Genomic DNA, 19830 nt, shown 5'->3' with positions numbered 1-19830 from the left:
CTAGTTTTCTGTTGTAGATGTTTCTTGTGAATCGTGTAAATGGCTGTTGAGCCCGTAGCTGAAGTCACGTGCCCATGTCAGAAGTATCCGCTCTTTTTTTCGCGGGTCCCTAAGTGCGGCAAGATCTGCTGCAAGTTGACCGTAGTCACAGGGGATTTCTTCAGATCGTAGGAGCGAGATAAGTCCATGTAAGTGTGTCAGTCGTATTTCATCTGTACGGCTGCTGAGGATTTGATTAAATCTGACTTTCAAAGAGGCGGACTCGCGTCGAGCCATAAGTATGCCTGCTGCACGTGCAATGGTTTGGTTTTGAGCGTGCATAGGTTTTTTCCGTGACTGCATATGACATGCAAATAGACTTAACGCTTCATACGCAGCTTTTTCTGAGGCAGTGATATCGTGAAAACTCTTTTCTTTGATAGCCTTTTCTTCACCGAATATTTGGTCAAAACGATCGGCGAACAGCTGTTCAAAAGCACTTTGCCACGCAAAGAGATATCGTCCACTTTTAGTTGATATCCCATGTCGCAGTTCAGCAAGTATCGCTTTAGCTCGTGAGCAGCGGGCTTCATTTTCGCTTAAGTAATCGCTTTGCAGACGCTCAACACTTTTTCTCACAACGAAAGCGAGCGTGGGATATTGGCGAGTAGTTTCGGGGGGTTTACCTGTGTCCTCGCTGACAGGTTCAGTTACCATGGGTTTCCTCCTGAGTGTTGTCATGATGCGGTAAAAGTTTACGTAGTTGATTTTTGAGCGTTGATTGAGCGCTACCTGCACTTATGAAGCGTGTTTTGCCCTCATTTTCATTGATATCACGCCCAATCAATGCGCGAGTACCTGATTGTCGGATGAGTTCAGCACTACGAATAAGCACTTCATTTTCAAGGTTTTGACTCCATTTATTTACTGACTCATACCCTTCAGTTAGGTTGCGCATCCAATCCATGAAAAGTGGTGTCATAGAGTCAAGGAAGGCAGCAGCAACATTTTTTTGGTAAGCATATTTACCCCCTGCTGCTTGTATGAGCCGTCCGGCATATTGTCCCAAGTAAACAGAAGTTGTCCGCGTCAGGGATGCAGCACGAACGATGGCACGTAAAAGTCGTGGTTCTTCTTCAGCAAAAGCATCCACTGGGAAACTGAGACTTAGATCGACAATATTTAGAAGGGAAGATGCATCCTTGTTGTATATGGCACTGATAAGCTGGATGTCGATACTTTTCCCTGAGAGGACTCCTCCTCTTTTTTGTTTATCCGCAAGTGCCGTCATAGTTTTAGCTGCTCGAGGATCTTTTCCTTTTTTCTTTCCATAGCTTTGAGCTGTTTCTATGCCAATATCTTTACCTTCACGTATGAGCAATGGGTCCAAGCTGCGCCATAACGTAAGGTCCTCATCGTGCGGACGCGGATAAAAAACTTCTTGAGTCGCTGTGGATTTATTAGCTGAATAGCGATATGGGGTCATTGGATCATGAAAGATATTGGCACCAGATCCAGGAATACGATCACCATTACATAGGAGCACTCCAGTAACTTCTTTCCCCTCTTCATCAGTAAATAATCGAATACGACGGGCTTGCCATGTCAAAAGATCACATGGCCCTTTAGGAATGGAGACGGCACGTTCTTTTTCTGTATCTGGGGTACGTTCCCACACTGGGAGATCTTCATCGTCAAAAATAATTCCCGGCACAGTGTTTAGTAGCAAACTTTCATTCATATTTTCGCCATGTATGAGGATCCCTCCCGTTAGCCCTGTCCATCCTCGACCAATGGGATACCCCTTCCCGCCTTTTACTCTGGGATCGCCTACAGCACCGCTCTTAATTCCTGAAGGGTCGTAGCTCTGTGCACATATGAGCCAGCGTGCCGCTTCAGCTGGGGTAAGCGCTTCAAGGGCCACGCCTTGACGAAGGGCGAATTGTTTTCCGACATATTCGGGTACAAGTTCTTTTATTTCTTTGTGATCTTTTTTACTAGTAGCCAAGTTTGCAACTTGCATAAATGGGGTCAGAGGATGAAACAGGTCAAAACGATCAGCCCATTGCTCTAAGTAATTCAGTACTATTTCGTCTTTTCTTTCACCTTTGATTTTTTCCCACTGATTTTCCCACCACTCCTCACTATCACCTAGTTTAAGTAGGTCAGGATTTTGACGATGCGCGCACCAAAAGATCACAAGAAGTAGCCTGAAAATCGCATAGTCTTGTAAAGAGTTATCTCCGCTGATACAGCGAATACGCATAGTTCCATCAAAAATATTACGTAAAGAGGCAAGGTGAATTTTTCCCTTATCGTCGGTCACTTGTACCCAAGGCTCTGTGATAAGCGAAAAAGAGTAGGGCTGTTCCATCATTTTTCATCCCTCCTTTGGGATCATCTAAAAAATTTTACTTAACAAGTAGAAGTAAAAACAAATATTGTATGCAGTTCTCAAAGACCGCAGTTGATATAGGCCCCTGCGATGATTGAAGCAGCGATCAGCTTAAGTATCTTCGGTCTACACAACAAGTAGATTATTTTCAGCAATAATAATAACGCATTATTTTAATCTGTATTCCAACTGAAAATAACAAGATTCTCCCCGTTCTCAGGGACCACTCTGAAGCCAGATCTCTAAACAATAATAACGCTGGCTCATCCCCGATAATCGAGGCCTCCTTATTTTACTCATTCTCCGAGGTCGCGTCATATAGGCCGACTTCACGTGAATAACGTAAGGTCCTGCCAAGCAGTTCACATTGCAAGTATTTCACTGATTCCCCTTCCTTCAAGACCTCAATTTCTTCTAATTCAAGTGCAACCATGCCACGTAGTAAAGGATCGTGCTGCCATCCTAGGGGCGTATGCTTTTCTAGTTCTGTAAGCGCCCGATCAAAAGGGCTTCCTTTCGTCCCACCTATACAAAATCTGCGTGGAAGCCTGACAGTGGATGTCGCTAAAATATAGGACAGACGCCGCGGCAGTTCACAGTCTGGTAAATACACCGCTGAAAGCGCTTCGTTTTCCCCTTCACATAACCACGGTAGGGGCTGATATCCACTTAAACGTTTCACTATAAGTACAGCTTCAATACTTGGATCAGTGTCACGCACTTGCGCATAACCACGTTCTTCGCTTTGTGAGTTCCGAGCTATGTCCCCCACATCGTAACCAAAAACCTCTGGCAACTTGTTGCATTTATCTGGTATAGCAAAGGTTTTAGCACGCATCCTTGAGCGCTCCTGTTGCTTCTCGGATTCTGTTTTAAGTTCAGCCCATTGCTCTGACCATCCTTCTCCGCATGGACATGAGAATTCAGAACCATATGTTGCATGCACTAATTCAGGTATGTCATCAGGACGACAAAGTATGCCCCCAGTACGTGATAAATGTTTGAGTAATACATGGTAACTTCGCATCATCGTATATTCGTCATACAAATAGAGGCTGGCTCGATCAAAGAAATCAGACTTTGGATGTTTTGCACTGAGATCTTTTATCTTCGGTTCTTTAAGAGCACGTATCCAGACTTGCGGCGCTTGCAATTGAGCAGGCCGATCCTCAGCATTCCGCTTATGCCGATGCAAACGACCAACACGCTGCAAAAACAAATCAATAGGAGCAAAATCTGTCACAAGTAAATCAACATCAATGTCAAGAGATTGTTCAGCAACCTGCGTAGCAATAAGGATGCGACTACGAGGACGCACTTCCCCGCTGTCCGCCCCGTTTATGGGAAGATCATGTGATTCTTGTCTAGGGCTCCTATGAGCTTTGGCTCCAAGCTCTGTCATAAGTTTTTCTTCTGCTTCGAGTCGATCTATTGCAGCAAATCTCGCATGAAGTAAACATACTTCGTCTTCATGTCGCCTGCTATCCGCTACCAAAGCATCTCTGAAAGCCATGTATGTTTCCTGCGCCCGCGTCACAGTGTTACACAGAACAAGGACACACCCTCCGTCTTCAGCAGTTACTTTGAGAATCTGTTGAGTTAGTTCAGCAATCTCATCAGCTATGAATGACACCTTAATTTTCGCTGAACGATCTTTCACTTCCTTTTCCGGAACTTCCACCGTTTTTTCCATGAACTCTTGAGAAGAAAAAGCGGTAATCAGTGGATAGGCTTTGGAAAGTGATAATGGGATTGAGCTTTTATTCCCGCACCCCGTCGCATAGGCGGTCACTAGTCTACGTTTCACACCTATTGGTAAGGTAGCCGACAAGAGAATAACAGGAACACGGTAACGAGCCAGCCATGTGAGCGCACGCTCTAAATATTGTGACATATATGCGTCATAGGCATGTACTTCATCGATGATAACGACCTTACCTGCGAAACCAAGGTGCCTAAGCATGACATGTTTAGCCCGAAGCGCCATGAAAAGTAGTTGATCGACCGTTCCTACAACAAAATTAGCAAGTATCCCTTTCTTTCTCCCACTAAGCCATTGGGAAGCGACAATATTTTCACCGATTCTCTCCTCTACACTTTCATCATCAGAAATATAGAGACGTGGTAATTCTTCGTATTCATTATTAAGAGCAGCTTTCGAATGAGCTAAAAACATAGACAGCACCTGGTCACTTACACTTGTGCGCCTTTGTGCCCATCGCTTAATTCGCGCGAACAGCATATTTGACGTGGACATGGTGGGTGCTCCAAGAAAAATACCGCCCAGATTCCAACGCGCAGCACATATTTCAGCCGCAACAAGAGCAGCTTCTGTTTTTCCTTCCCCAGTGGGTGCTTCAACAATAAGAAGACCTGGTGCTTGCATTTGTTCACACACGGAAGCAGTTGCCCTTTGGACGGGACGTGCCTGCGCAGTATTTGGCCATGAAAATGCCTTTCTCAGGTACGTATCCAATTCCTCAAGTTGCGGGGCTTGCGCTTCCCATGGTCGAGTAAGTGCAAGAGCTTGATATCCTTCCCTCACTCGCACAGACTGCGAACAAGATTCAGCCCCACCAATGAGCGGGAAAATATCAGCATTTGAAGCCATCCAGTCAGCACAAATAATTAGACCCGTCATTTGTATTTGCGCCTCTACACGAAGTTTGCATTTTTCAACAAAAATGCATTGGAGCACATCATGCGCTTGTGTGTACTCGGTCATGAATTCATACAGTTCATCCCATACTTCAATCCATTCATGTTCATGCTCACCTTCCCGCACATCACGTGAAAGTAAGGAGATTATGTTGGAATCGATATCTGATGTGGTGCCATGATGAGCTTGAGCAGGATAAACCAAAGAGTCAATCTTGCCTCTAGGTGCTCCATAACGTTCAAACAGCCAATCACCAAGAATCAGATAGCTTGCGACCGAATGAAGGACTTTCTGATGCTTGTCATATTTATCTAAAGATAATCCTGCTGCACGCACCCGTTCAGCGAATATGCGCTGTTCAGGTTTTCCGCGCTGTTCAAGCTGTCCTTGAAAAAACTTAGTTGCTTTTCCTATGTCATGTGTTCCTGCCATCCAGCGCAGTAATTTTCGAGTTTGTTCCTCAGTTAAACAACACAGTTGACTGATGATGTGGCGAGTAGAGGCAGGAAGCCATTCATCCCATAAAATTCCTGCAACATCGGCTGTATCCATTAAATGTTGGGGAAGGTTCAGCCATGCACTACTGTCATCATCACGAGCAGTTTTGGCCCACAGCGCACGACTTTGTGCAGAAAGATCTTTGATCGTAAGCTCGGGATTCACTGGCATAGCTTTCTTCCTTCCTTTTCGAGCTAATAACAGTGAAACACGCGCCCCTAACATCTGCGTTCAATTTGTGAGCGTAAAAGAAAATACCCATAAATTATGATGCATATCACTTTTATTTTTTATGGGTCATCACCTGCCGCTAGCAAATACGTGACTCAATCCGCAACACACAGCAACAGGATCACAAAATAAGCAAAGCTTCATCCGATCCCGCCGTATTTTTCAGCATAAAGAAACCTAAACAGGCGACACAAAAGATGCACAAACAGGAGCAGCTATGACATGCAAATGCCAGTCGCCTAAACCATAAACCGTACCTACACCCCACCAGGGAAGCCGAGCTGACGCCAGGCTTCATATAAAACAATGGAGGCAGAATTAGCTAAATTCAACGAACGTAAACCAGGAAGCATATGAATACGCAAAGCATCGTGAATACGTGGATGAGCAAGAGCGTCCGATGGCAGACCTGTTGATTCCCTCCCAAAGAGCAAACCGTCACCATCTGCAAATTGCGCATCAGAATACATCGTGTCAACATGTCCGGTTAAAGCCCATATTCGACCAGGCACTTCTGCAAAAGCTGAGTCCAAATCAGGGTGCACTTGCACATGGGCGAGATCATGATAATCCAGACCTGCTCGACGTAATTTAGCGTCATCCATGTCGAATCCTAAAGGCTCAACAAGGTGAAGCATCGCACCTGTACATGCACATAGACGAATAGCCGCGCCAGAGTTTCCTGGAATTTCTGGAGTAAGAAAAATCAGATGAAGCACTCACTCATTGTTTCATGCCCTCGGCAGTTCTCTCATGTCAAGCCTACTAATAGACATGTGTCACACCCCCTTAAAAGACAAGGGAAGCCCTCACTATTTTTGCTGATAAAACACAGTTATAGAGGCTCGCCCTAATACATGCTCATTTGCAAGGAAAATAGCCATGGCAATACTTGCTTCATCATCTACGTGAAGCGTAGGAACATCTAGAGCATAAAGGGTGAAAACGTAACGATGCTCCCGGTCCCCCTTGGGTGGAGCTGCACCAAAATATGACGCTTCCCCATGGTCAGCACGAAGATGAAAAGCAGCTCCTTCAAGTTCAAGGTCAGATGCTCCTGCACCGGATACAAGTTCATACACAGATGCATCAATATCGACAACACACCAATGCCACCAGCCCGAAGGAGTCGGAGCGTCTGGATCAAAGCATGTCAGGAGGAAACTTTCAGTTCCTACGGGCGGATTTTCCCAGCGTAACTGAGGGGATATATTTCCACCGTCAGCCGTATGCTCCGTAGGTAAAAACTCACCTTCAATGAGGGTAGGCGAGGTAAGCTTAAAGGAAGTAGGGCAAGGAATCGCAATATCTGGATGAATAGCTTGTGGGCGCGCAGAGAGATCCATGTAAATGCTCCTTATCTTTTTCTTGTAATCATGACATACGCACACCTGTACCGCAGATGATATAGACCCTTCTTACTATAAGAACATATGTTCGATAAGGAGAGTTTTTATGCAGTATCTAGCGGTTTACATTCCCAATTGGAATTCACAGTGTGTGAGTGTGGATGTTCCTCCAGACTCCCCTGCTGCCACTGTGAAGGATGGGCTGATTGTGACGGTTAATCATATTGCGCAACGATCAGGTTTGCGGATGAATATGCCAATTGCTGTAGCGCAATATTTATGTCCTCACACTATTTTCTTATCAGATAATCCCGAGCGGCCTGGAGTCACTTTTTCCACGCTCATGAACTGTTTACAAGATTTTGTCCCGCAGGTGCGTTGGATAGATGTTGGATGGGCATACGCACTGCTTGATTCGGGTACTTCTAAATCCGCATATACAGAAGAATGGGCTGCGCAGATCGGTCAGATTCTCACTAATTACACGCATGTACCCTGTTATGCAGGTATTGGCACGAGTATTATCAATGCTCGTCTTGCTGCTCATAATCAAAAAGCTAGTGAAGAAAATTTCAGAGGAACGGAAAGTACAGATCTTCCCCTTACAGCATTACTGCCGCTTTTACCCAATTCTTGGCAGGAAAAAGCCAGCGAAATCATTCAAAAACTAGCAAATCTGGATGTGCGCACTTGTCATACTTTCATGATTTCATGGCCCGCACTCACAAGTAGCACACGCCTACTTGCTTGTCATTTATTCCATCACCTCATCAGTGGACAAAGTTTCGATTCTTTCTTTGAGTTTTTCTTCAAGGAAACGCTAGAGCATAAAAATATTTCACTGAGATGTTCTGATTTCCTGAATCACTCAGATTCAGCTCCCTCAAAATACGCGCAGCAAGCGCAAAATGAGCAAGCTTTTACTTATCCTGAGGGGCAGATTGCATGGAGTAATCAGAGCGCAGAAAACACTACTCACCTAACAGATTCGCACAATGCAGCTCTAATGGTTCCACACGTTCCTCCAAAAAGACATCGTCACGTAGATACAGTTCTACAAAGATGGGCTACTCAGGCACAGAAAACAAATTTTCATTCGTATTCTTTGACAGCTACTTTTCACCTAAAAGATGGAACACAATGCCAGCGCGTGTGGCAAGGAATAGATATTCGCGATAGTCACAGCGTAAAAAATTATGTGAAGTGGCAGTTGCTTTCATGGGAATTAGCTAAAAACACGGGTGATTTTTACAGGCTCCGCTCACCGATAGAAAAGATCACTTTGTGCGCACGAGGCTATTCCTCTTTTTTGCAGGATCATTCGCTCCCATAATGGCTAAGCGGAACACGTTCAATACGCTCTGCCAATTCAACAATACGTCGCGGATTAGAAAACCACAGCCACACAATGCCGATCCCATTCACAGCAATTGGCAGGTACCAATAATCAACACCAAAACGTCCCCATGCCGAACGCATGACAGAAAAATCAGGCATCCCCCAGCTAACAATTCCAACGATAATTGGGGCAGTCAAACAGATCAAAGTTGTTACCCAACCGATCATGCGCATGCGTCGCCCATTATGGGTAATCGCAACTGCTGCAGTTATCTGCAAAAACCCAGCCAAAACAGATCCCAATAGCGGCCCAACAAATGCATCATTTGGCCGCACGAAAAGTAAGGCAACAGATTCAATGAAAATCCACAATCCACACAACCAATACAACACCATTACAAGACGCCCCATACCTAAAGCGGGAGGACGGCTATCATGTATTTGTTCTTCCAGAGGCGAAGGCTGTGTCATCTTGACCTTTCTTTCACAATATCTCCCGATATATCCTACGCGAGAGACTCTTTTCCTACGCAAGAAAATTTTTCACATCTCCGCCTTTCACAAGTTCGCAACAAAGCAGCGTGTATTCCGCTGTCGTCACCCAGGAATATGACAATAAAACACAGAGGTTTTCATAAACCTTCCTTACAGCGAAAACACAAAGCGAGGTAAAAAGCATTTCCTTTCCACCTGCCACGACACACTTTGTGGTTATCCCCACCACAGTATTGCGCTCGCTAGTGGGACATATGAGCTACAGAGTGGGACAATAGGCCCTGATGGTATTTCAAGCCATATAAAAATCGACATCTAGGAGTGGATCACGTGAGCGAGCCCGGATACGACGTTGTCATCCTCGGGGCCGGTTCTGGCGGCTATGCAGCAGCTTTACGCGCCTCTCAATTAGGTCTCAAAGTAGCCCTTATTGAAGGCGATAAGGTAGGCGGTACATGTCTACACCGCGGTTGCATACCTACGAAGGCCTATTTACATGCTGCTGAAACGGCAGATGCGGTGAAAGACTCCGCTGCCTTTGGCGTTCAGTCAACTTTCCACGGCATTGATATGTCTGCCGTTGCAAAGTATCGCGACTCAGTTATTACGAAGCTTTTCAAAGGACTCCAGGGCCTACTGTCTTCACGCAATGTGGAGATCATCCAAGGTTGGGGTCGTTTAGTCTCTCCTGACACTGTTGAGGTAGATGGTCGCCGCATCACCGGACGCCATATTATTTTGGCAACGGGTTCATACTCACGCTCTATTCCTGGCCTTGACATCAACGGTCGTATCATCACTTCGGATCAAGCCCTCCAAATGGAGTGGGTACCTCAGCGCGCAGTCGTCCTAGGTGGCGGTGTTATTGGTCTTGAATTTGCTTCCGTATGGCGTTCCTTCGGGGCTGAGGTCACCATCATTGAAGCACTGCCTCATCTTGCAAATAATGAAGATGAAGCAGTCTCAAAGCACCTTGAACGCGTATTCCGTAAACGTGGAATTGCTTTCCATACAAACACTCGTTTTTCAGGCGCCACGCAAGATGATTTCGGTGTGCATGTGAGCACGGAAGATGGAAAAACTTTCGATGCTGATGTTTTACTTGTCGCCGTTGGACGTGGACCTGTCACTGACGGTCTTGGCTATGCTGAACAAGGTATCCGCCTAGATCGTGGTTTCGTCCTCGTTGACGATAATTTACACACAGGTGTAGGGAATATTTTTGCTGTAGGCGATATTGTTCCCGGCTTACAGCTTGCACACCGCGGTTTCCTGCAAGGTATTTTCGTGGCTGAAAAGATCGCCGGCCTCACTCCTGCTCCCATCGTGGAATCCGGAATTCCGCGTGTCACTTTCTGTGAACCAGAGATCGCTTCGGTTGGACTCACAGAAAAGCAAGCTCGTGAAAAATACGGTGACGCTGTTAAATCTGTGGAATACAATCTTGCAGGTAACGGTAAGTCAAATATTTTAGGAACCTCAGGCTTTATCAAGTTAGTTTCCGTTGAGGATGGACCAATCGTTGGTTTCCACGCTATCGGTGCTCGCATTGGTGAACAGGTTGGTGAAGGCGAACTTATCGTGAACTGGGAAGCATATCCTGCCGATCTTGCATCCCTCATACATGCTCATCCAACAGAAAATGAATCCATTGGTGAAGCTGCCTTAGCGCTTGCTGGCAAGCCTTTACACGCACACAACTAGAATCGGTAACCGACAAAGGAGGACCACCATGTCAACTGATGTGACTATGCCCGCACTGGGCGAGTCGGTGACCGAAGGCACCGTCACCACTTGGCTAAAAAATGTAGGCGACACTGTTGCCCTTGACGAACCGCTCGTTGAAGTTTCAACCGATAAGGTAGATTCCGAAGTTCCCTCTCCTGCTGCAGGTGTTCTTCTAGAGATCCTTGCGCATGAAGATGACACCGTGGAAGTGGGAACTGTTATTGCTCGTATTGGCGATGCTTCTGAAGCCGCCGTTCCTACTCCAGCGGTTCAAGCTCCGGCTCCAGTTACAGCACCAGCGCCAGCTCCTGCACCTGCAATTCCAGCACCGTCTCCTGCAGCGACTTCAAGCTCAGGTGTTGAGGTCACGATGCCTGCATTAGGCGAGTCTGTTTCAGAGGGCACTGTCACCACCTGGCTGAAAGCTGTGGGCGATCGTGTCGAAGCTGATGAGCCTCTACTTGAAGTTTCTACTGACAAAGTAGATTCTGAGGTGCCTGCACCTATTTCAGGATGGCTCACACAGATCCTCGTTGGAGAAGATGAGACCGTTGAGGTAGGAACAGTCGTTGCTGTTATTTCTGAGGCCGAACCGACTGCTCAAACCTCAGTGCCTGTTCAGGCTGCTACCCCCGCACCAGTTGCAGCACCAGCTCCAACACCCATGCCGTCTGCTCCTGTGGCACCGGCAGCACCAGCACCTGCTCCCGCACTTTTAGACACAGCACTACCACAGGGCTTTGGTACTCCCCTAGCTCCGGCTTCAGCACCGGCAGCACCAGCACCGGCAGTACCAGCATCAATGAGTGGCGGCTATGTCACACCTATCGTGCGTAAACTTGCCCGCGAAGCAGGAATTGATTTAAGCACAGTGACAGGTACCGGCGTTGGCGGACGCATTCGCCGCGAAGACATCGAAGCTGCGGTCGCAGCTTCGGCAGCATCTGCTTCTCAGGTGACTGCTACTTCTGCTCCCGTAACAGCGGCACCTGCGTTCACCGAAACACGCACACCTTCACCTTTGCGTGGGACCACTGAAAAAATGTCGCGCCTACGTCAAACTATTTCACGCCGGATGGTTGAGTCTTTGCAGACTGCAGCTCAGCTCACCACCGTCATCGAAGTTGACGTAACAAAGATTGCGCACTTACGCGCACGTGCGAAGAATGACTTCCTAGCACGAGAAAACACCAAGCTCACATTCTTACCTTTCTTCGTGAAAGCTGCGACAGAATCTTTGCTGTACCATCCAAAGATCAACGCAACTATTCACGACAAGGAAGTCACATACTTCGATCACGAGCATGTGGGTATCGCATGTGACACTGAACGCGGCTTGCTGGTTCCTGTCATCAAGAACGCAGGTGAAAAGTCACTGGCTGATATTGCTCGCTCAATTAATGATCTTGCTGCCCGTACACGCAACGCCACAGCAAGTGCTGACGAGCTTTCCGGTTCCACTTTCACCATCACGAATACCGGTTCAGGCGGAGCACTCTTTGATACTCCTGTGTTAAACATGCCGGAAACCGCGATTATGGGTGTAGGCACAATCGTTAAGCGCCCAGTTGTCGTCAAAGACGCTCTCGGTGCCGATTCAATTGCGATCCGCTCAATGGTGTATGTCTCCTTGTCATATGATCATCGCCTCGTTGATGGTGCTGACGCTTCTCGTTTCCTCATGGATGTGAAGAAACGCCTAGAAGAAGGAGCTTTCGAAGCCGAACTTGGACTCTGATTTCACTTTCATGAGCTCCAAGACACTTAGCTGAAGTTTCGTATTACTTCTACTGAAGGGAGGTACGCAATTGCGTACCTCCCTTCATTTCTCTCACAAAATAACGGCCTCAGCTAAGCATTGAAGTAAGGGCTCAGATCCACAAAAGAAGCGCTCCACAAAAGAATCAGTGGTATTTCCACAAAATATGCGGACCATTGATGCATGTATCGTGCTCGCGTAAACCATAAGCTCACGCTCATATGTCTCTGACTTGAGTCAGTTGCATAGATTCACCCGTCATCAGCCAAAGCATTTCTTTTTCTTCTGCCGCCACCTGTGAACATGCAGAATCATCGCAACGCTGATAGGAGTCTTGTTTTACTCGGAGTCGAAGTGTTACCTCCTGGCTTGCGCATTGCGTAATCCTCACCGCACTCCCTTGCGTATGGAAGCCTCCGAGGAGCGTATGCGAGCGCTGCAATGCCTCAATAATTTTCTTATCTGATTCCCATGCTTCTCCTGTTAAAAGTGAGGAAAGAAGCTGAGGATTTAACTGACTCATGGCCTGATCGCGCACGGATAAAATAGCATTCACTTGTTCGCTCACAGCTATGGGATCACATATATCAGGTTGAGCCACAGTGTTTTTCCTCTTAAGACCCTGACTTTCATCATTGCCGTGAGAAGTAGTGTCGCCCCGTGTTTTTTCGCGTGATGCCTGAGTATTATTCTTCATGTGGATAGAGCGGGCTTTCTTCCTTTCTTCGCCCTGTGCTTGCGCAGATTCATTAGGGATTTTACCGGGTGCCAAAGGTGGGAGTGTATGGAGCTTCGTATTTTCTGTACTTCCACTGTGATTGCGCATATCGGGTGATATCGCTTGTGTTTCGTGCGTAAAATTTCCTTCACGTGGCAGGTGCATCCATATAGCTGCAATCAAAACAAGCAAAAGGATGACTCCAGAAAAGAGCATATGCGGACGGTGGGATACATGAGGCTTTTTCCGCCTTGCCATTTTGCGATAACGTACCAGTCCTTTCGGTACATGTCTTTCACGCGGAAATACAGTTGTAGTACGTAATGCGATGGTGCGCATATTGTCGAGGATGTCTTTTTCGTTTCGTGTCGGATCTAAAACATAATCAAAGTGACGCACAGGGCGTGACGATGCTCGTTTTTCTGATTCATGAGGTACATCAATTTCTTTTCCTGGAGAATATACCCGCGCTACTGCTTCATCATCTGCGGCATCATTGCCTGCTTTTCCTATTTTTCTTCGCTCTTTTTCATCACTAGTGATAAATTGCGGTGTTTTTGCCCGCAAGGTTAAAGGCGAATTATCCGAGAAGTCGCTTTGAGGAGCGAGTGCACGTGGTGCCTGCGAATTCATAGTGTTCAGGTGTTCCTTGCTATTTTCCCTTGAAAGCGACGCGCAATACGCTTCACCATCACGATGCAGGCCTAATGCGTATGCAATTCGTTCCACAGCTTCTTGGTCTCCGTTTTGTCCCCCTGCACATTCGGCTGACCATTGGGGTGTTCCGCCTTTTGCTGGCACTTCATCTATAAGATCAATGAGGACTGCTCCCCTGTTTGGAACGCATATCACATTTGATGGGCTGAGATCAGTATGCGCAATACCCATGTGATGTAGGGCATTTACTGCTTCACATATATCGTGAATATATGCCTGTCTTTGCAGCGACTCGCGTAGCGCTCCTGTTTTCATGAGGACATCAAGACGTGTTCCGCGTAGTCGTTCTTGGATGAGTGCTACGCGCCCATCATCGCATTGGATAATGTCGATAAGTCGGACAACATGAGTATTCTGTACTTTTTGCCAGCGTTTCCACCGTTCATGTAAATTGTGGGAGTCTTTTTGGCTGCGCATACATATCAGCGCTTCCTCGCCTTTTGCGGTATTTGTTGCCCACAGTGGCCCTGATCGGGTAATCGCCACAATTTCCCCAACATCGTATGAAGCAATTTTCATGGCCTCATCATGTGAATATAAGGTGCATTCAGCAAGTCATGACAGCTATCCTGTGGACAGTACTTCCCGCAGTCATCATAGAGGCTGACGATCGATAGAATGGTGCATTATGAGCGATAAACAACCTACACCGAAAAAGCGCCGCTGGTTCCATAACCTACGCGATGCATACACAATCACTGCACGCACATATCCCTGGATCGGATGGGCAATGGGCGGTTCTGCTGCTGTCATCATTGCTTTAGGCGTTCTTATCGCCGCTCTTTCACATGGCTCTTACATTTTGTGGGTACTGCTGGGTATTACAACTTCGCTTTTAGTTTCTACTTCATTGTTAGCTTGGCTGGTTCGTAAGGCAATGTATGCTCAGGTGGATGGGACTGTAGGTGCTGTTTACGCTGCTATTTCACAGATTCGTCGCGGGTGGATTATTTCAGAACAGCCAATTGCTATCACACGCGATCAAGATCTCGTGTGGCGTCTTGTTGGTCGTCCTGGTGTTGTTTTCATTTCTGAGGGCCCTTCTTCCCGCGTGCACACACTTTTAAGTACTGAACGTCAGAAGGCTCAGCGTGTTGTTAAGAATGTCCCTATTCATCTTATTCAAGTGGGGCATGAAGATGGGCAAGTAAAACTTGCGGATCTGGAATCGGCTCTGCGTAAGTTGAAAAATATTCTGACTAAAACGGAAGTTCCTGCTGTTCATCAGCGTCTTGCAGCATTAACACGTACGACTGCTCCCATTCCAAAAGGTGTGGATCCTACGAAGGTGCGTCCTAATCGGAGGGCTTTACGCGGGCGGTAAGTGTCACATGGCGAGACACCTTTATGCATAATTATGCATACAACTGCATAATATATACATCGTTCATTAGTGAGAGGTGAATCCCATGCGCAAGTTAACTACAGTTTCCGTCATTGCGGCCGCTGCTTTTGCCCTCGTTGGATGCTCTGATCCACAATCAACTCCAACTGCACAGCAGTCAGATTCTGCCGCAGCTTCTGGCAATACTAAAACTGCGATCACATCCTTTGATGTCTCAACAATTCCAACCGTTGATGAGATTGCAGCCCTCGTTCCTCAAGCGATTAAAGAACGTAATATCCTGCGCAACGGTGCTTCCACAGACTATGCGCCCGGCGAGTTTCGCGCAGAGGACGGACAAACCCCCGTTGGCTACGATATTGATATCGTGAAGGCATTGGCTCGCGTCATGGGACTTTCCGATGGAGTAACAACACACGCTGAATTTCCAACGATTTTACCGGCCCTTGGAACCAAATTCGATGTTGCTGCCTCCTCATTCACTATCACTGACGAACGTATCCAGCAGGCTCACATGATTTCCTACGTTAATGTAGGCTCTGCCTTCGCTGTGGCAAAAGGAAACCCAAAGAAATTTGATCCTACGAATGTATGCGGTTCAACAATCGGTGTACAAAACGGAACATTCCAGCATGAATATGCACAGGAACTTTCTAAAAAATGTGTCACTGAGGGCAAAAAAGAAATCAAGGTCATGCCGCTGGACTTGCAAACAGATGTCGCTACAAAAGTAGTTGGCGGTCAATATGATGCCACTTTCGCAGATTCAACAGTTGTGGGTTACAGCATCGAGCTCTCTCAGGGAGCGCTCGAACAAGTCGGTGATGTCATCGAAGCTCTCCCCCAAGGAATCGCTGTTGCACAAAACGATGAGGCGCTGACGCAAGCTGTCCAAAAGGCCATGCAGTACCTTATGGACAAAGGGTACCTAACAAAGATTCTTGCCGCCTACGGCGCTCAGAATGCTGCTTTATCAAACGCTGAAGTGGATCCGGTTCAGCAATAAATAATCACTCGCAGGGCATCCGCTGAGGATGCCCTGCATAGCTCTTGGTGAGGAATTTATGGCACAGGTGAAAGACAACATCACATTACTTGATCCCCGACCTGCCCCACACCCCGGGCGTTGGGTTTCAGCGGTCATCGTCGCACTTATCGCTCTTGTTATTGCCTATGGACTTATCACTAACCCAAATTATCGATGGGATGTTGTCTGGCAGTGGCTTTTCTCAGAGTCAATCATGTGGGGGGTGGCCTACACAATTTTCCTCACGATCGTTGCCATGCTTTTAGGCACCATACTCGCCATCACCATGGCAATTATGCGTCAGTCCATTAACCCTGTTTTGCGTTGGGTTGCCACTTTTTATATCTGGTTCTTCCGTGGAACACCTATTTATACACAGCTAATTTTCTGGTCACTCCTCCCCGTTTTATATCCTCAAATCACCATTGGGCTTCCTTTCTTAGAACCAGTAACCACTTTAGATACTTCCGCAGTTATTACCCCTATTTGGATGGCTTGCCTTGGCCTGGGGCTCAATGAAGGCGCATACCTCGCAGAGATCATGCGTGCAGGCCTTCTTTCAGTTGATAAAGGACAATGGGAAGCAGCAACAGCTTTAGGTATGCCTCGCAGCATGGTTTTTCGTCGGATCATATTGCCACAAGCAATGCGTGTTATCGTTCCGCCAATCGGTAACGAAACCATCTCAATGCTGAAAACCACTTCCCTCGTTGCTGCTATTCCTTTTACTCTCGAACTTACTTTCGTTGCTCGAACAAAAGGCCAGTCTTTATTCCTACCGGTTCCCCTTCTTATCGCAGCTGCCCTATGGTATTTGCTCATCACTACGCTGCTCATGTGGGGGCAAAGCCATATTGAACGACATTTCTCAAAAGGTTTTGAACGACGTGTCGCACATAAAATCGGTGGCCCTTCTGCTGATGTCCACACGGAAACAACATTCATTGAGGTAACACCATGAGCACCTTCACCCCTATAATTCACATCAACGGTGTCCACAAATTTTTTGATGATCTCCATGTCTTACGCGGCATAGATTTAGATATTACTTCCGGTGAAGTATGCGTTATTCTTGGCCCTTCAGGCTCTGGAAAATCCACACTTTTGCGGTGTCTCAATCAGCTTGAAAGTATTTCTGCAGGGCGTATTGAGATTGAAGGGGAACTTCTGAGCTACTGGGAAGAAGAAAAAAACGGGAACATAATTTTGCATGATCTGCCAGATAAGAAAATCGCTGAGCAACGCTCACGTATCGGCATGGTGTTCCAACGTTTCAATTTATTCCCTCATAAAACAGCCCTTGAAAATATCATGGAAGCTCCCATTCATGTGGCAAAAATGTCAAAAGTTCAGGCACAAAAACAAGCTCTTGATTTGCTAAAGCGTGTTGATCTTGCTGATCGAGCACATCATTTTCCTTCTGAGCTCTCTGGCGGCCAACAGCAGCGTGTCGCTATTGCCCGCGCGCTGGCTATGCAACCAGATATCATGCTCTTTGATGAGCCAACCTCGGCGCTTGATCCTGAATTGGTAGGTGAAGTCCTGTCAGTGATGAAAGATCTCGCGGCTTCAGGAATGACGATGGTGGTGGTCACCCATGAGGTTGCTTTTGCACGAGAAGTCGCCGACACTGTTGTTTTTATGGATGAAGGACGCATCATTGAAATGGGTAACCCTTCAGATGTGATTGATTATCCGCAACACCCTCGCGCACAGGAATTTTTCTCAAAAGTTCTTTCATAACTTGAGCGCATTATTAATAAGAATGTACTCGTTCAACGCAAGGGTGCCCCACATGCTTTGCATAGTGGAACGCAGAGCGGCTCTCGGGTCCACGTATGACGTACCCTCCCCCATACATGCTTTGTATAGGGTGTTCCGAGAGGGAGCTAGATCTCGACCCTGATATGCACACTCCCGCAGGCATTGTTTAGGGCCTCAATACCCCTCCATCCCCCGTACGGTACCGTTCAATCACTCACGTTAAAGTCACCAAATCAAGATAGGATTCATCCCATAAATCTTCATCCGCATCAGGAAGAATTAACACTCGTTCAGGTTGTAAAGCAATAACAGCCCCAGGATCATGCGTCACCAGGATAACCGCCCCCTCATATGTACGTAACGCATGGAGCACTTCTTCACGTGAAGCAGGATCAAGATTATTTGTTGGCTCATCAAGCAGTAAAACATTCGCACCTGACACAACAAGCGTCGCTAATGCCAGGCGAGTCTTTTCACCGCCAGACAACACATTCGTCATCTTATGTACATCGTCGCCGCTGAAAAGGAACTGACCCAATACATTACGCACATGCGTATCATCAAACTGCGGCGCGCTACGTGACATATTTTCTTCAACAGTAGCGTCCAGATCTAATGTGTCGTGTTCTTGAGCGTAATATCCGATACGTAGCCCATGCCCTTGGATGACCTCACCGGTATCAGATTTTTCAATTCCCGCCAGAATACGTAGCAGCGTTGTTTTACCTGCACCATTGAGACCTAAAACAACAACTTTCGCTCCCTTATCAATCGCCAAATCGACTCCCATGAATACTTCTAAAGAGCCGTAGGTTTTTGACAGTGACTGCGCACTTAAAGGCACCCTGCCGCATGGCAAAGGTTGTGGAAAACGCAAGCGTGCAACTTTTTCTTTATGTTGCTCATTCCCCACTGCAGCAAGTAATTCATCTGCGCGGCGAAGCATTTGCTGAGCGGCCACTGCTTTTGTTGCTTTGGCACGCATTTTTTCACCTTGCGCACGTAACTGTTCTGCTTTCTTCACAGCTTGCGCACGTTCTTTACGGCGACGGCGTTCATCTTCTTCACGTTGTTTTACATAGGCATTCCAGCCCAAATGGTAAATATCAACCTGGGCTCGCTGAGCATCTAAATGAAAAACCTGATTCACGGTTTCTTCTAAAAGACTAACATCATGCGAAATCATCATGATGCCCCCGGGAAAAGTTTTCATCCAGTTACGTAGCCACACAATTGAGTCATGATCTAAATGATTGGTTGGTTCATCTAGTAGGAGGATATCTGCCTCAGAAAAAAGAACCCGAGCCAATTCAACTCGTCGCCGCTGCCCGCCTGATAAGGTTTCAAGAATCTGGTCAAGGACACGATCCGGTAGGCCTAATGCATGAGCAATTTGTGCTGCTTGCGCATTTGCTGCCCATCCGCCTGCGCGGGTAAAACTTTGATCGAGTTGCACGTATTTTTCCATTGCTTTTATTTGACTAGGCCCTTCGAGGGTGGACATGTCATGCTCAGCTTTACGTATACGTCGAATGATGCTGTCAAGACCGCGCACTGATGTGATACGTTCACGTGCCAGTTGGCTTTGGTCGCCTACGCTCGTGTCTTGAGGTAGGTAGCCAATTGTGCCGTTGCTTGTGATGTGTCCATCGTATTCAGCAGCAGCATGATCGCGTTCACCTGCAAGTAAACGCATTGTCGTTGTTTTTCCTGCGCCGTTTCGACCAACTAAACCAATGCGCATTCCTTTATCTAAACGAAAAGTCAAATGTGACACTAATTCTCGTGGCCCAATGCGTAAAGAAAAATCTTGAACGTTAATCACTCG

The 19830-nt window shown here is 46.9% G+C and carries 15 protein-coding genes; 7 read left to right on the top strand and 8 right to left on the bottom strand.

Annotated features, from left to right (window positions below):
• The 5 genes from casB to LRP57_RS08115 all read right to left on the bottom strand — a co-directional run bounded on the left by casB (nucleotide 1) and on the right by LRP57_RS08115 (nucleotide 7108).
• Nucleotides 1–696 carry a type I-E CRISPR-associated protein Cse2/CasB gene (gene casB / locus LRP57_RS08135; RefSeq protein WP_231206180.1) on the bottom strand — a complete coding sequence of 232 codons (696 nt, stop codon included), beginning with the start codon at nucleotides 694–696 and terminating at the stop codon, nucleotides 1–3.
• The gene (casA, locus tag LRP57_RS08130; protein ID WP_231206178.1) at nucleotides 686–2356 is read right to left on the bottom strand and encodes a type I-E CRISPR-associated protein Cse1/CasA; all 1671 of its coding nucleotides are present in this window, start codon (nucleotides 2354–2356) and stop codon (nucleotides 686–688) included. The genes casB and casA overlap by 11 nt, the downstream gene beginning before the upstream one ends.
• 310 nt (nucleotides 2357–2666) lie before the next feature.
• The gene (cas3, locus tag LRP57_RS08125) at nucleotides 2667–5702 is read right to left on the bottom strand and encodes a CRISPR-associated helicase Cas3' (RefSeq protein WP_231206176.1); all 3036 of its coding nucleotides are present in this window, start codon (nucleotides 5700–5702) and stop codon (nucleotides 2667–2669) included.
• Nucleotides 5703–6019: 317 nt separating this feature from the next.
• Nucleotides 6020–6481 carry a tRNA (cytidine(34)-2'-O)-methyltransferase gene (locus LRP57_RS08120; RefSeq protein WP_231206174.1) on the bottom strand — a complete coding sequence of 154 codons (462 nt, stop codon included), beginning with the start codon at nucleotides 6479–6481 and terminating at the stop codon, nucleotides 6020–6022.
• 93 nt (nucleotides 6482–6574) lie between these two features.
• Complete coding sequence (locus tag LRP57_RS08115) at nucleotides 6575–7108, bottom strand: YbhB/YbcL family Raf kinase inhibitor-like protein (protein WP_231206172.1); 534 nt, start codon at nucleotides 7106–7108, stop codon at nucleotides 6575–6577.
• A 109-nt stretch (nucleotides 7109–7217) separates the two neighbouring features.
• Here LRP57_RS08115 and LRP57_RS08110 point away from each other — a divergent pair, with 109 nt between their 5' ends.
• On the top strand, nucleotides 7218–8444 hold the full coding sequence (locus LRP57_RS08110) for a Y-family DNA polymerase (protein ID WP_231206170.1): 1227 nt from the start codon (nucleotides 7218–7220) through the stop codon (nucleotides 8442–8444).
• Here the strand turns inward: LRP57_RS08110 and LRP57_RS08105 are convergent.
• Nucleotides 8429–8920 carry a hypothetical protein gene (locus tag LRP57_RS08105; protein WP_231206168.1) on the bottom strand — a complete coding sequence of 164 codons (492 nt, stop codon included), beginning with the start codon at nucleotides 8918–8920 and terminating at the stop codon, nucleotides 8429–8431. The genes LRP57_RS08110 and LRP57_RS08105 overlap by 16 nt on opposite strands.
• A gap of 354 nt (nucleotides 8921–9274) precedes the next feature.
• Between LRP57_RS08105 and lpdA the strand changes: the two genes are divergently transcribed.
• The gene (lpdA, locus tag LRP57_RS08100; protein WP_231206166.1) at nucleotides 9275–10648 is read left to right on the top strand and encodes a dihydrolipoyl dehydrogenase; all 1374 of its coding nucleotides are present in this window, start codon (nucleotides 9275–9277) and stop codon (nucleotides 10646–10648) included.
• Between the two features lie 28 nt (nucleotides 10649–10676).
• On the top strand, nucleotides 10677–12410 hold the full coding sequence (gene sucB / locus LRP57_RS08095; protein ID WP_231206164.1) for a 2-oxoglutarate dehydrogenase, E2 component, dihydrolipoamide succinyltransferase: 1734 nt from the start codon (nucleotides 10677–10679) through the stop codon (nucleotides 12408–12410).
• Nucleotides 12411–12648: 238 nt separating this feature from the next.
• On the opposite strand, the gene LRP57_RS08090 is transcribed toward sucB, so the two are convergent.
• On the bottom strand, nucleotides 12649–14385 hold the full coding sequence (locus tag LRP57_RS08090) for a protein kinase domain-containing protein (RefSeq protein ID WP_231206162.1): 1737 nt from the start codon (nucleotides 14383–14385) through the stop codon (nucleotides 12649–12651).
• A 109-nt stretch (nucleotides 14386–14494) separates the two neighbouring features.
• Here LRP57_RS08090 and LRP57_RS08085 point away from each other — a divergent pair, with 109 nt between their 5' ends.
• The 4 genes from LRP57_RS08085 to LRP57_RS08070 all read left to right on the top strand — a co-directional run bounded on the left by LRP57_RS08085 (nucleotide 14495) and on the right by LRP57_RS08070 (nucleotide 17981).
• Nucleotides 14495–15190 carry a DUF4191 domain-containing protein gene (locus LRP57_RS08085; RefSeq protein WP_231206160.1) on the top strand — a complete coding sequence of 232 codons (696 nt, stop codon included), beginning with the start codon at nucleotides 14495–14497 and terminating at the stop codon, nucleotides 15188–15190.
• An 85-nt stretch (nucleotides 15191–15275) separates the two neighbouring features.
• A complete protein-coding gene (locus LRP57_RS08080; protein WP_231206158.1) occupies nucleotides 15276–16217 on the top strand; it encodes an ABC transporter substrate-binding protein in 942 nt (313 codons plus the stop codon).
• Between the two features lie 58 nt (nucleotides 16218–16275).
• Entirely contained in the window at nucleotides 16276–17199 is a 924-nt protein-coding gene (locus tag LRP57_RS08075) for an amino acid ABC transporter permease (RefSeq protein WP_231206156.1), read from the top strand.
• A complete protein-coding gene (locus tag LRP57_RS08070) occupies nucleotides 17196–17981 on the top strand; it encodes an amino acid ABC transporter ATP-binding protein (RefSeq protein ID WP_231206154.1) in 786 nt (261 codons plus the stop codon). Before LRP57_RS08075 ends, LRP57_RS08070 begins: the two co-directional genes overlap by 4 nt.
• 235 nt (nucleotides 17982–18216) lie before the next feature.
• Here the strand turns inward: LRP57_RS08070 and LRP57_RS08065 are convergent, their stop codons facing one another.
• Nucleotides 18217–19827 carry an ABC-F family ATP-binding cassette domain-containing protein gene (locus tag LRP57_RS08065; protein WP_231206152.1) on the bottom strand — a complete coding sequence of 537 codons (1611 nt, stop codon included), beginning with the start codon at nucleotides 19825–19827 and terminating at the stop codon, nucleotides 18217–18219.
• Between the last annotated feature and the right edge of the window lie 3 nt (nucleotides 19828–19830).

It is taken from the genome of Schaalia sp. lx-260 (assembly GCF_021083645.1).
Taxonomy (GTDB): domain Bacteria; phylum Actinomycetota; class Actinomycetes; order Actinomycetales; family Actinomycetaceae; genus Pauljensenia.
Note: the sequence above shows the minus strand (reverse complement) of the source record. Positions and strands in the feature narration are given on the sequence as shown.

What these genes read in the sequence shown, in the direction of transcription:
- LRP57_RS08110 (WP_231206170.1), top strand. Translation starts at nt 7,218, where the DNA reads ATGCAGTATCTAGCGGTTTACATTCCCAATTGGAATTCACAGTGTGTG.
- LRP57_RS08090 (WP_231206162.1), bottom strand. Translation starts at nt 14,385, where the DNA reads ATGAAAATTGCTTCATACGATGTTGGGGAAATTGTGGCGATTACCCGA.
- LRP57_RS08085 (WP_231206160.1), top strand. Translation starts at nt 14,495, where the DNA reads ATGAGCGATAAACAACCTACACCGAAAAAGCGCCGCTGGTTCCATAAC.
- sucB (WP_231206164.1), top strand. Translation starts at nt 10,677, where the DNA reads ATGTCAACTGATGTGACTATGCCCGCACTGGGCGAGTCGGTGACCGAA.
- LRP57_RS08105 (WP_231206168.1), bottom strand. Translation starts at nt 8,920, where the DNA reads ATGACACAGCCTTCGCCTCTGGAAGAACAAATACATGATAGCCGTCCT.
- LRP57_RS08075 (WP_231206156.1), top strand. Translation starts at nt 16,276, where the DNA reads ATGGCACAGGTGAAAGACAACATCACATTACTTGATCCCCGACCTGCC.
- casB (WP_231206180.1), bottom strand. Translation starts at nt 696, where the DNA reads ATGGTAACTGAACCTGTCAGCGAGGACACAGGTAAACCCCCCGAAACT.
- cas3 (WP_231206176.1), bottom strand. Translation starts at nt 5,702, where the DNA reads ATGCCAGTGAATCCCGAGCTTACGATCAAAGATCTTTCTGCACAAAGT.
- LRP57_RS08080 (WP_231206158.1), top strand. Translation starts at nt 15,276, where the DNA reads ATGCGCAAGTTAACTACAGTTTCCGTCATTGCGGCCGCTGCTTTTGCC.
- LRP57_RS08070 (WP_231206154.1), top strand. Translation starts at nt 17,196, where the DNA reads ATGAGCACCTTCACCCCTATAATTCACATCAACGGTGTCCACAAATTT.
- LRP57_RS08115 (WP_231206172.1), bottom strand. Translation starts at nt 7,108, where the DNA reads ATGGATCTCTCTGCGCGCCCACAAGCTATTCATCCAGATATTGCGATT.
- casA (WP_231206178.1), bottom strand. Translation starts at nt 2,356, where the DNA reads ATGATGGAACAGCCCTACTCTTTTTCGCTTATCACAGAGCCTTGGGTA.